The following is an 11,519-nucleotide window of genomic DNA, read 5'->3' as shown; positions in this document are numbered from 1 at the left end:
GTGAGGGGCTTCTAAAGGTTCATCGCCGAGGCAACTCGATCACCACCTTCAAGCCGCCCCACTCACTCTCTCCCAACACCAGCAACCCGCCCCAGGTCTCGACAATATCGCGGACAATCCCCAGCCCCAGGCCATGCCCGTGGGTTTGCTCATCCAGCCGCGTGCCCCGGCTGAACACCTCAGTGCGCTGTTCTTCAGGAATCCCCGGGCCGTCATCTTCCACGCTCAAGGCAAAGCCGTCCGTACGTTCGATCACGCTCAGGCGCACTTCGGCATCCGCCCACTTGCAAGCGTTGTCCAACAGATTGCCGAGCAACTCGAGCAAATCCTCACGATCCCACGGCAGTTGCTGCCCTGCCGGCGCGACATAACTCAACGCCAGATGCTCGCCATGAATCATGTTCAGCGTGGCCAGCAATCCCGGCAACTCCGCATCACAATCAAACAACGCACCGGGCAGCGCATCACCGGACAATCGTGCCCGATTGAGCTCGCGATTGAGCCGCTGCTGCACCTGTTCCAGTTGTTCCTTGAGCAGCTTGCGCAGCTCAGGATGAGCATCAAGTTTTTCGCTTGAGGCCAGGCTCAACAACACCGCCAACGGCGTTTTCAACGCATGCCCGAGATTGCCCAAGGCATTGCGTGAACGCTTGAGGCTGTCTTCGGTGTGCGCGAGCAAATGGTTGATCTGCGCCACCAACGGCTCCAGTTCCACCGGCACTTGATCGTCCAGCTGTGAACGCTGACCCTGCTGCAATTGCGCGATCTGTTCGCGAGCCTTCTCCAGTGGGCGCAAGGCGCGCCGCACGGTCAATCGCTGCAAGAACAGAATCAACAACAATGCCGCCAGACCGAGCCCTAGGCCGATCTGACGCATGCGCTGGAAGCTCTCGTTGACCGGCGTGTAATCCTGCGCGACGCTGATCGAGATCGACTGACCCAGTCGCCGATAGTCCGAACGCAGCACCAGCAACTGCTGTCCGTCCGGCCCCAACTGCAGATTGCTGTGCAGCCCGGGATGATCCAGCAGCGGCAGATCCTGATCCCACAACGAGCGCGAACGCCAATGACTGTCGGCAAAATCGATGCGGAAGTAATGCCCGGAAAACGGTCGCTGATAAGCCGGCGACAAATGTCGTTCATCCAGTTGCAAACCGTTCGGGCCACGCACCAGTGCCACCAGCAGACTTTCGCTGTCGTTGCGCAGACCGGCTTCGAGGTAGCGCTGCAAACCGACCTCGAACAGCCACAGACTGGTTTGCGCCAGCACCACGCCGACGATCACCATCACGCTGATCAAGCCCAGGCTCAAGCGGCGCTGGATTGACCTCACGAAGCTTGCCCGCCGAACAGGTAACCCTGGCCGCGACGGGTTTCGATCACGCTTTTGCCGAGCTTGCGGCGCAGGTGATTGACATGCACTTCGAGAACGTTGGAGTCACGTTCGGTTTCACCGTCATAAAGGTGTTCGGCGAGATGGCTTTTGGAAAGGATCTGCTCAGGGTGCAGCATGAAATAGCGCAGCAGGCGGAATTCGGCAGCGGTCAGCTGGATGTCGGCACCATCGCGAATGACGCACTGGCGGCCCTCGTCCAGATGCAACCCGGCAGACTTCAGCGTCGATTGATTGGCCTGGCCCTTGGAGCGGCGCAACAGCGACTGAATGCGCAAGTACAACTCTTCAGGATGGAACGGTTTGGTCAGGTAATCATCGGCACCGGCCTTCAGCCCTTCGATGCGCTCGGCCCAGGAGTCGCGTGCGGTGAGGATCAGCACCGGGATCGCCAAACCGTTGGCACGCCATTGGGCCAGCACTTCAAGCCCCGGCACGCCGGGCAGGCCGAGGTCGAGAATGATCAGGTCATACGGCTCGCTGCTGCCCTGATACAACGCATCACGACCGTCTGCCAGCCAATCCACCGCATAGCCTTGGCGTTGCAGGCCGGCGAGCAGTTCGTCAGCCAGCGGTACGTGGTCTTCCACCAATAGCAAACGCATCGATCAATCTTCCTTGTCTTTCACAAGTTCGCCGGTAGCGGCCTTCAGGTGCAGCTCGCGGGCCACGCCTTCGGCAGTCAGCAATTCAACTTCATAAATATAGATATCGTGTTTTTCTTCCAGCTCGACTTCCAGCAGCTTCGCGCCGGGATAGCGATCCATCGCCTGCTGCAGCACTTGCTCCAGCGGCAGGATCACGCCCTGCTTGCGCAGATTGAGGGCTTCGTCCGGACCGAGGTCGCGGGCCATCGCCGTCGAGCAAAACAACACCAGCACCCACGCCGTGCGGCGGGTGGCGCGAACATTAACCTTCATTACGTATCCTGATGATCCTTGAGAACCTGCCCGGTCACCGCGTCTAATTCCAGATCCCATTCCAGCCCCTGCGGGTCACGTACCTCGATCTGGTAGATGTACTTGCCGTACTGTTCTTCCAGCTCGGTATCGGTGATCGTCGAGCCCGGATGTTTGCTCAGCGCGGTGGCATTGAGCTTCTCGAAGGAGACGATAGTACCAGCGTCGCGCAGACGCAGGGCCTCATCAGGGCCGAGATCGCGAGCGTGAACGGTGCTGGCAGTGAGGCCGATGATCGCGGCAATGGACAGGGCAGTCAGGGTTTTCATGGTGTCTCCGTATTTTTTATATGCAGCTTTACGGTGGGCACCTTAGCGATTTGAACTTAACTGAAACTGAATTGCCATCATTGCTCCAGCTCAACATATATCCCCATTAGGAGTGAGCCTGCTCGCGATAGCGGTGTGTCAGTTAGCACTTATTTGACTGATAAACCGCTATCGCGAGCAGGCTCACTCCTACAAGGTTTTGTAACATGTGCTTATAATTGTTCGCTTGCTAACGATTGAGACCGGTATGACCGCCATCCACATCAAATTCCCCGCCCTCACCCTCAAGGCCGGCCCGCGTGCCATGGCGCGGATTCGGGCGCAGGGCCTGAACGCTGCCGATGTCGGCACCCTGCCCGGCGCCGCTGGTGGGCCGAAGGCTTTGGGCATTCAGGGACTGGATCTGGCATTGTTCGGTGAATGGCTGCCGGGCGCGCCGCGCGAGCGTTCGCTGATCGGTGCCTCGGTCGGCTCCTGGCGTTTTGCGAGTGCCTGCCTGCCGAATGCCGCAGAGGGTATCCGCCGTCTCGGCCAGCTGTACGCCGAGCAGAATTTCAATAAAGGCGTGACCATGGCCGAGATCAGCCAGAGCTCACAGCGCATGCTCAATGACCTGCTCGATGGCCGCGACGAGAGCATCCTCAGCAACGCCGATTACCGTCTGAACATCATGGTGGTGAAAAGTCAGGGTCGCTTGGCCGATGACCATCGCGGTCGCCTCGGGCTGGCGCTAGGCTCGGTGATTGCCGACAACCTGCGCGGTCGCGCACGGCTGTCGCGGCACTTCGAACGGCTGATCATCCACGACCCGCGCTTGGCGCCGCCGGTCAACGCACTCAACGATTTCCCGTCGCGTTTCGTCACGCTCAATGCCGGTAACTTGCGCCAGGCCCTGCTGGCCTCGGGTTCGATACCGATGGTCATGGAAGGCGTGCGTGATCTGCCGGGCGCCGGTGCGGGAACCTTCCGCGACGGTGGCTTGCTCGACTACCACCTCGACTTGCCCTACAGCGGCGACGGCATCGTGCTCTATCCGCACTTCACCGACCGGGTGATTCCCGGCTGGTTCGACAAGACCCTGCCGTGGCGCAAGGCCTCGGTGGAACGCTTGCAGCACGTGCTGTTGCTCGCGCCATCAAAGGAATATCTGGCGCGCCTGCCCTACGGCAAACTGCCCGACCGCAACGACTTCAAACGCTTTATGGGCGATGCGCCGAGCCGGCAGAAATACTGGCACGCGGCGATGGACGAGAGCCGGCGCCTGGGCGATGAGTTCCTCGAACTGACTGCCAATGGTCGCCTCGCCGAGCGCTTGCTGACCCTTTAGTCAGCACGGTCAAAGACAAGCTGGTAAACTCGCCGCCTGCCCGAATCGCTGCGGCGAACGCCATCTGAACAGAGCCGAAATTACCGTGGAAATCTTCAAAGAGTTTACCTTCGAATCCGCCCACCGCCTGCCGCACGTCCCGGACGGCCACAAGTGCGGACGTCTGCACGGTCACTCGTTCAAAGTGGCGATTCACCTCAGCGGCGACCTCGATCCGCACACGGGCTGGATCCGTGACTTCTCGGAAATCAAGGCGATCTTCAAGCCGCTGTACGAGCGTCTGGATCACAACTACCTGAACGACATTCCTGGTCTGGAAAACCCGACCAGTGAAGTGCTGGCCAAATTCATCTGGAATGAAATGAAGCCCTTGCTGCCGGAACTGAGCGCGATCCGTATTCACGAAACGTGCACCAGCGGTTGCATCTATCGCGGTGAATAACGCCACGCGAATTGCCTCTTGTAGGAGTGAGCCTGCTCGCGATAGCGGATTGACATTCAACATGGATGTCGACTGATACACCGCTATCGTCGGAACGCCGCCCGGAGCAGGCTCACTCCTACAAGGGATTGGTGTTTTGCCAGAGAACAGCCTTCACGGCTGTTTTTTTACGCCTATGCTTTTTGGCTCCCACCCGCCAAGAGGACAGGCCCATGACAGACTGGCTGCTGGATCAGGTCTTTGACTTCAACGGCCAACAGATACGCTACGCCATACGCGGCGACGGCCCGCCGCTGGTGTTCGTGCATGGCACGCCGTTTTCGTCATACGTGTGGCATCGGATCGCGCCGCACTTTTTCGCCACGCATCGCGTGCATTACTTCGACCTGCTGGGCTATGGACGCTCCGAGCAACCCGACGCCGATGTCTCCCTCGGCGTGCAAAACCAACTGTTGGCGCAGTTGCTCGACCACTGGAATATTCAAAACCCCGACGTCGTCGCCCACGACTTCGGCGGTGCCACCGTGCTGCGTGCGCATCTGCTCAACAACAAGGATTACCGCAGCCTGACGCTGATCGATCCGGTGGCATTGTCGCCGTGGGGTTCACCGTTCGTGCAGCATGTGCGTCAGCATGAAGCGGCGTTCAGCGGCCTGCCCGATTACATCCAGCGCGCCATCGTGCCGACTTATATTCGCGGGGCGATCCACCGGGATATTCCTGATGACGAACTCGCGTCCTACGTGCGGCCGTGGCTCGGTGATCCGGGGCAAGCGGCGTTCTATCGGCAGATTGCGCAAATGGACGAGCGCTATACCCGTGAGGCCGAAAGTTTGTACCCGACGATTCGCTGCCCGGTGCAGATTCTCTGGGGCGAAGAAGACCAGTGGATTCCCATCGAGCGTGGCCGCGCATTGCACCAAATGATCCCCGGCTCGCAATTCCACGCCATCGCCAACGCCGGCCACCTCGTTCAGGAAGATGCCCCCGAAGCCATCGTTGCCGCCCTGATGCGCTTCCTCTGACAGGCCCCAAATGCCCCTGACACCGATCGTTCCCACGCTCTGCGTGGGAATGCCTCAACGGACGCTCCGCGTCCGGCTTTGGAGTGGGACGCGGAGCGTCCCGGGCTGCATTCCCACGCAGAGCGTGGGAACGATCTAAAAGATCGCAGCCTTCGGCAGCTCCTACATTGGGCTTTAGTGTGTTCAGGTGCACTGTTTTCGCGCCGACTGGCGTGTCTCGTCTATACATAACCCGCGCCATCCGGCATTTGGCACGACCACTGCAACCCTCCCCCGCGTCTCCTCTATTCCAGCAAGGACCGCCCCATGACGCAGCACGCTCCCGGCAACGATTACCCCCTCAGCGAAGTCCCCATGCATGCGCGCAAAGGCCTGGCCTCCACGGCGATGGTGTTACTGGGCTTCACGTTTTTCACCGCGACCATGTTTGCCGGCGGCAAGCTCGGCGTGGCGTTTGGTTTCGCCGAGATGATGGCGGTGATCATCGTCGGCAACCTGCTGCTGGGTCTTTACGCGGCAGGCCTCGGCTACATCGCCTTCAAGAGCGGCCTCAACTCGGTCCTGATGGGGCGCTTCTGCTTCGGCGAAGTCGGCAGCAAACTCAGCGACCTGATTCTCGGATTCACCCAGATCGGTTGGTACGCCTGGGGCACCGCGACCGCCGCAGTGGTGCTTGGCAAATATTTCGATCTTAACGAAGGTACGGTACTCGGCTTGATGGTGCTGTTCGGTCTGGTGTTCTGTGCCACCGCGTACGTCGGTTATCGCGGGCTGGAGATTCTTTCGTACATCGCGGTGCCGGCGATGATGTTGCTGCTGATGCTGTCGATGTGGGTGGCGACGGTGAAAGTCGGTGGTTTCGAGGGTTTGCTCAGCGTCGTGCCAAGCGGTTCGCTGGACTGGTCAACCGCGATCACCCTGGTGTTCGGCACCTTCGTCAGCGGCGCCACGCAAGCAACCAACTGGACACGTTTTTCGCGCTCGGCAAAAGTCGCGGTGCTGGCCAGCCTGATCGGTTTTTTCATCGGCAATGGCCTGATGGTGCTGATCGGCGCCTACGGCGCCATCGTCTATCAACAACCGGACGTGGTTGAAGTGCTGCTGTTGCAAGGTTTCGCCATGGCCGCGATGGCCATGTTGCTGCTGAACATCTGGAGCACCCAGGACAACACCATCTACAACTTCGCCGTCGCCGGTTGCAACCTGCTGCGCACTGGCCGGCGCAAGACCGTGACCCTCGCCGGCGCAGTGATCGGCACCCTGCTCGCCTTGCTGGGCATGTACGACATGCTGGTGCCGTATCTGATTCTGCTCGGCACGGTGATTCCGCCGATTGGCGGGGTGATCATGGCGGACTTTTTCTACCGCTGGCGCGGGCACTATCCGCGTTTGGCCGACGCACGGTTGCCGGCGTTCAACTGGCCGGGGCTCGGGGCCTACGCGGTCGGTACCGTTGCCGCATTCAACTCGCCGTGGGTCGCGCCGCTGGTAGGGATCGCTGCTGCCGCGCTAACGTATGTCATCGTCACCGGCGTGCTCGGCGCTCGTAGCGCGGCCGCGCCACTACAAGACTTATAAAAAAGGATTCGCCTGATGCACATCATCAACGCCCGACTGCGCAACCAGGAAGGTTTGCACCAATTGCACCTTGAAGACGGCCTGATCCGCAGCATCGCCCGGCAGACCGAAGCGCCGACGCTGGGCCCGGAAGACCTCGACGCCGGCGGCAATCTGGTGGTGCCGCCCTTCGTCGAGCCGCACATTCACCTCGACGCCACCCTCACCGCTGGCGAGCCGCGCTGGAACATGAGCGGCACGCTGTTCGAAGGCATCGAATGCTGGGGCGAGCGCAAGGTCACCATCACCGAAGAAGACACCAAGACCCGCGCCAGGAAAACCATTCAGACCTTGGCAGCGCACGGCATTCAGCACGTGCGCACCCACGTCGACGTCACTGATCCGCAACTCACCGCACTGAAAGCCATGCTCGAGGTGCGTGAGGAAAGCCGCCACCTGATCGACCTGCAAATCGTCGCGTTCCCGCAGGAAGGCATCGAGTCGTTCCGCAATGGCCGCGAGCTGATGGAAGAATCGATTCGTATGGGCGCGGACGTGGTTGGCGGCATTCCGCATTTTGAGTACACCCGCGATCAGGGCGTCAGTTCGGTGAAGTTTTTGATGGATCTGGCCGAGCGCACCGGTTGCCTGGTCGACGTGCATTGCGACGAGACCGACGATCCGCATTCACGCTTTCTCGAAGTGCTCGCCGAAGAAGCGCGCTGCCGCGACATGGGCGCGCTGGTCACCGCCAGCCACACCACGGCGATGGGTTCTTACGACAACGCCTATTGCGCCAAACTGTTCCGCTTGCTCGGGCATTCCGGGATCAGTTTTGTCTCCTGCCCGACCGAAAGCATTCACCTGCAAGGGCGCTTCGACAACTTCCCGAAACGCCGTGGCGTCACCCGTGTGAACGAGTTGCTCGAAGCCGGGATGAACGTGTGTTTCGGCCAGGATTCCATCGTCGATCCGTGGTATCCGCTGGGCAACGGCAACATTCTGCGCGTGCTCGAGGCCGGGCTGCACATCTGTCACATGCTCGGTTATCGCAATCTGCAAAGTGCGCTGGATCTGGTCACCGACAACAGCGCCAAAGCCATGCATCTGGGCGAACGTTACGGGCTGGAACAGGGGCGCCCGGCGAACTTGCTGATTCTGTCGGCGGACAGCGATTACGAGGTGATCCGTAGTCAGGGCTTGCCGCTGTATTCGATTCGCGCAGGCAAAGTGCTGATGAAACGGCAGATGCCGGTGGTGGAGTTCGTCTAAGGTGAAGAAACCGGCGTCGCAATGACGCCGGCAACCCCCTGCGATGGATGCTCCTTCAGGCTGAAGTTCGTGCGTAGTTGATCAGCCGCCATCCTCATTTTCTTGAGGATTACCCCATGAACAACCAACCCTCGCCCATGGCCTCGCTGTACCACGAAGGCCGACAGACCTTTACCGAACTTGTACCCGATGGCGGCGCTCGCCTCGATGCACTGTTTCACACCGTGCCCGCGCTGGGTGAATTGGCGGTTGGCGTGGTCTACGGGCATTTGCACGCCCGGCCCGGCCTCGACCCGCGCTTGAGGGAAGCGGTTTCGTTCGCCGCAATCATTGCGTCAGGCATGGTCGGCCCGCCATTGAGTGTGCACCTCAAGACAGGACTGGCTTCGGGATTGGCGCCCGGTGAAATGACCGAAGTGCTGTTGCAAGCCCCGGCATTCGCGGGGTTTCCTCGGGCGGTGAGTGCGGCGGAACAACTCAATCGGCTGTTCGACGAGGCCGGGCTGGCATCACCGCCTGCACCGACGCCGCGAGCATTGCTGCGGTTGACGGTGCAGGGTGATCAGGTGGGGGCGGTGACGTTGTTCAAGGCTCACTGACGAGGTGAATTTGCGGGCCCCCATCGCTGGCAAGCCAGGCTTCCACAGGGTTTTGGGGGGAACACATGATTCGTGTCCACCTATGAACCCTTGCAGGAGTGAGCCTGCTCGCGATTGCGGTGAGTCAGGCAGCATATGATTTGAAGGGTAGCCCGCTATCGCGAGCAGGCTCACTCCTACAGTGGATTATTGGCATACCGAGTTTTTGTGTTCAGCACAAAACCCTGTGGGAGCCTGGCTTGCCAGCGATGGCGGTTTCGAATTCAGCCGATCAACCGCGCCGTACCAAATAACCTGACACGCACCCGCTCGCCATCAATTTCTTCCAGCAGAATCGGTGCCGTGCCACCGGGCATGACCACCTGCACTTCTCCTGCTTCGACCCAACCCAGCCGCCATGCCGCAGACGCTACCGCACTGGCGCTGGTGCCTGATGATGCGGTCGGCCCCTCGCCACGTTCGAAGACGCGCGCGATGATTCGCTGCGCAGACTCACGAACCGCCCATTGCAGATTGACGCCCGCCGGACATGGTTCGCCAGCGCCGGTCGGCATGGCGTAGGCGATTTGCGTCAGACCTTCGTTCAGCGGTGATTCACGCATCTGATCATTGCTCGGCAACGCCGCACCGTCACCAAGCAGTGTCACGCAATGCGGATTGCCGATGCGCACAAACTGGCTGTGTTCCCAGCCGGGATCAAGTGCCGCCAACGGCTGAACCCTGCTGACTTCTCGTCCACTGAAATCGACACTTTCAACGTTCTGCGCACCCACCGCACGCGGCCCGAAATCCGCTTGCCCGAGATCGAGCCAGAAACCTTGCACACCTTCAACTTCGGCAGGTTTCACCGAGGTTGCCACCGCCTCACCTTTGTCGTGATGAACGCGCAACAACGCGCCCGCTTCCGGCAGCAATCCCTGTTCGCTCAGTGCCTGAGAGAAAATCGTCAGACCGTTGCCACTGCGCTCGGCAAGGGTGCCGTCGGTGTTGACGATCAGTACATCGAACGGCGGTGAGTTCTGGAACGGGCCGATCAGCAGGCCGTCGCTGCGGTGGGATTTGCTGTTGGCTGGGCGCTGGCCCTCGGGCCAGTCGCAGCAGAGCTTGATGGCCGCTGCGCTCCAGGACCGACGGGAGGACGCACATTCGGCAGCTTTTGCAGGCAGATCAATGCCCGCCTGACGCAGTGCTGCGGGCGAAACCACGCCGTAGATATTGCCCCGTGCATCGTAGAACTGTGTCATCACCCTTTATCCCTGTTGCAGAAGAAACTCACTGTAAACCGCCATCTAATGTAGGAGTGAGCCTGCTCGCGATAGCGGTGTGTCAGACAAAAATATATCGACTGACACTACGCTATCGCGAGCAGGCTCACTCCTACAGGGTACGATGTTGTCTGTGCTTCCTCGAATGACGAGCGATCGAACCTCGTCGCCGAATCACTGTCCTTCGGGGACGCGAAGTTTTTTGCCAAGGATCGATATGACCAGCCTCAACGCCCAAGCCACCTTCGTCCCCGGACGCCTGCAACAGATGTCCACGCGCATCGCCTTTTTCATCGCCGGGCTCGGCATTGCCGCGTGGGCGCCGCTGGTGCCGTATGCCAAGGCCCGCGCCGGGCTTGATGAGGGCACGTTGGGCTTGTTGCTGTTATGCCTCGGTGTCGGTTCGATTCTGGCCATGCCCTTGGCGGGGATTCTGGCTACGCGCTTCGGCTGTCGACGCGTTGCAACTGGCGGCACCCTGCTCATCTGCGCAGCGCTGCCGTTACTGGCCACGGTGTCGTCGATACCGGCATTGATCGCCACGCTGTTCATGTTCGGCGCAGGCCTGGGCACGGTGGACTCGACGGTGAACCTGCAAGCGGTGATCGTCGAGCGCGCCAGCGGCAAGAACATGATGTCGGGCTTTCACGGCTTGTTCAGCCTCGGCGGGATTGTCGGCGCGGCGGGCGTCAGCGCCCTGCTCGGCCTGGGTTTGACGCCGCTTGCGGCGATGCTGGTGGTGGTTGTGGTGCTGATCGCCGCGCTGTTCAAGTGCGTGCCGCACATGCTGCCTTACGGCAGTGAAAGCTCCGGACCGGCATTCGCCATTCCCCACGGCATCGTGCTGTTTATCGGCGGGATGTGCTTTATCGTCTTTCTGACCGAAGGCGCGGCGCTGGACTGGAGCGCGGTGTTTCTGGCGCAGGAACGCGGGATCGACACGGCGTACGCGGGATTGGGTTATGCGGCGTTTGCATTGACCATGACGGCCGGACGTTTGATGGGTGACCGGATTGTGCGGATTGTCGGGGCAACGCGGATCATCTTGTTTGGTGGTCTGTTGGCGGCGGCCGGTTTGTTTCTGGCGACGTTTGCACCGAGCTGGGAAGCGGCGTTGGTCGGTTATGCGCTGGTCGGCGCTGGCTGCTCGAACATCGTGCCGGTGCTGTACACGGCGGTGGGCAAGCAGACGGTAATGCCAGAGAGCATCGCGGTGCCGGCCATTACTACGCTGGGCTATGCGGGGATTCTGGCGGGGCCGGCGGTGATCGGCTTTGTCGCCCATGCCAGCAGTTTGAGTTTTGCCTTTGGTTTGATGGCGGTGCTGCTAGTTGCAGTAGCCATCGGCGGTAAAGTCCTTAAAGTCTAAAAGCTTCGCGAGCAGGCTCGCTCCCACAGGTTTCAGTGATCC

General features: G+C 60.6%; 12 protein-coding genes. 7 read left to right on the top strand and 5 right to left on the bottom strand.

Annotated elements, in window-relative coordinates:
• Positions 1 to 19: 19 nt before the first annotated feature.
• The 4 genes from ACIPIZ_RS04620 to ACIPIZ_RS04605 are packed head-to-tail and all read right to left on the bottom strand — an operon-like array spanning position 20 to position 2,621.
• The gene (locus ACIPIZ_RS04620) at positions 20 to 1,333 is read right to left on the bottom strand and encodes a sensor histidine kinase (protein ID WP_064389849.1); all 1,314 of its coding nucleotides are present in this window, start codon (positions 1,331 to 1,333) and stop codon (positions 20 to 22) included.
• Positions 1,330 to 1,998, bottom strand: a complete 669-nt coding sequence (locus tag ACIPIZ_RS04615) for a response regulator transcription factor (RefSeq protein ID WP_401164314.1) — start codon at positions 1,996 to 1,998, stop codon at positions 1,330 to 1,332. Before ACIPIZ_RS04615 ends, ACIPIZ_RS04620 begins: the two co-directional genes overlap by 4 nt.
• A gap of 3 nt (positions 1,999 to 2,001) precedes the next feature.
• Positions 2,002 to 2,313: a PepSY domain-containing protein gene (locus tag ACIPIZ_RS04610; protein ID WP_064389847.1), complete on the bottom strand. Its 312-nt coding sequence runs from the start codon at positions 2,311 to 2,313 to the stop codon at positions 2,002 to 2,004.
• Positions 2,313 to 2,621 (bottom strand): PepSY domain-containing protein, encoded by a 309-nt coding sequence (locus ACIPIZ_RS04605; RefSeq protein WP_122661592.1) that lies wholly within the window; start codon positions 2,619 to 2,621, stop codon positions 2,313 to 2,315. Before ACIPIZ_RS04605 ends, ACIPIZ_RS04610 begins: the two co-directional genes overlap by 1 nt.
• A 247-nt stretch (positions 2,622 to 2,868) precedes the next feature.
• On the opposite strand from ACIPIZ_RS04605, the gene ACIPIZ_RS04600 reads away from it, so the two are divergent.
• From ACIPIZ_RS04600 to ACIPIZ_RS04575, 6 genes are all read left to right on the top strand, one after another.
• Positions 2,869 to 3,948: a patatin-like phospholipase family protein gene (locus ACIPIZ_RS04600; RefSeq protein ID WP_401164311.1), complete on the top strand. Its 1,080-nt coding sequence runs from the start codon at positions 2,869 to 2,871 to the stop codon at positions 3,946 to 3,948.
• An 85-nt stretch (positions 3,949 to 4,033) separates the two neighbouring features.
• Positions 4,034 to 4,390, top strand: coding sequence for a 6-carboxytetrahydropterin synthase QueD (gene queD / locus ACIPIZ_RS04595; RefSeq protein WP_003223505.1), 357 nt, complete (start codon positions 4,034 to 4,036; stop codon positions 4,388 to 4,390).
• A gap of 212 nt (positions 4,391 to 4,602) precedes the next feature.
• On the top strand, positions 4,603 to 5,415 hold the full coding sequence (locus ACIPIZ_RS04590; protein WP_401164309.1) for an alpha/beta fold hydrolase: 813 nt from the start codon (positions 4,603 to 4,605) through the stop codon (positions 5,413 to 5,415).
• A 306-nt stretch (positions 5,416 to 5,721) separates the two neighbouring features.
• Positions 5,722 to 6,993, top strand: a complete 1,272-nt coding sequence (gene codB / locus ACIPIZ_RS04585) for a cytosine permease (RefSeq protein ID WP_122854333.1) — start codon at positions 5,722 to 5,724, stop codon at positions 6,991 to 6,993.
• A 15-nt stretch (positions 6,994 to 7,008) separates the two neighbouring features.
• On the top strand, positions 7,009 to 8,244 hold the full coding sequence (codA, locus tag ACIPIZ_RS04580) for a cytosine deaminase (RefSeq protein ID WP_401164306.1): 1,236 nt from the start codon (positions 7,009 to 7,011) through the stop codon (positions 8,242 to 8,244).
• 116 nt (positions 8,245 to 8,360) lie between these two features.
• Complete coding sequence (locus ACIPIZ_RS04575; RefSeq protein ID WP_150647186.1) at positions 8,361 to 8,843, top strand: carboxymuconolactone decarboxylase family protein; 483 nt, start codon at positions 8,361 to 8,363, stop codon at positions 8,841 to 8,843.
• A gap of 263 nt (positions 8,844 to 9,106) precedes the next feature.
• Here ACIPIZ_RS04575 and ACIPIZ_RS04570 read toward each other — a convergent pair whose 3' ends face one another.
• A complete protein-coding gene (locus ACIPIZ_RS04570; protein ID WP_122661596.1) occupies positions 9,107 to 10,087 on the bottom strand; it encodes a diaminopimelate epimerase in 981 nt (326 codons plus the stop codon).
• Positions 10,088 to 10,325: 238 nt separating this feature from the next.
• Here ACIPIZ_RS04570 and ACIPIZ_RS04565 point away from each other — a divergent pair, with 238 nt between their 5' ends.
• A complete protein-coding gene (locus tag ACIPIZ_RS04565) occupies positions 10,326 to 11,477 on the top strand; it encodes an MFS transporter (protein ID WP_064389838.1) in 1,152 nt (383 codons plus the stop codon).
• Positions 11,478 to 11,519: the final 42 nt, after the last annotated feature.

The sequence above is a fragment of the Pseudomonas sp. NPDC087690 genome (assembly GCF_044743175.1).
GTDB lineage: Bacteria > Pseudomonadota > Gammaproteobacteria > Pseudomonadales > Pseudomonadaceae > Aquipseudomonas.
The sequence above is the reverse complement of the archived record's forward strand: the minus strand, read 5'-3'. Positions and strand labels throughout refer to the sequence as shown.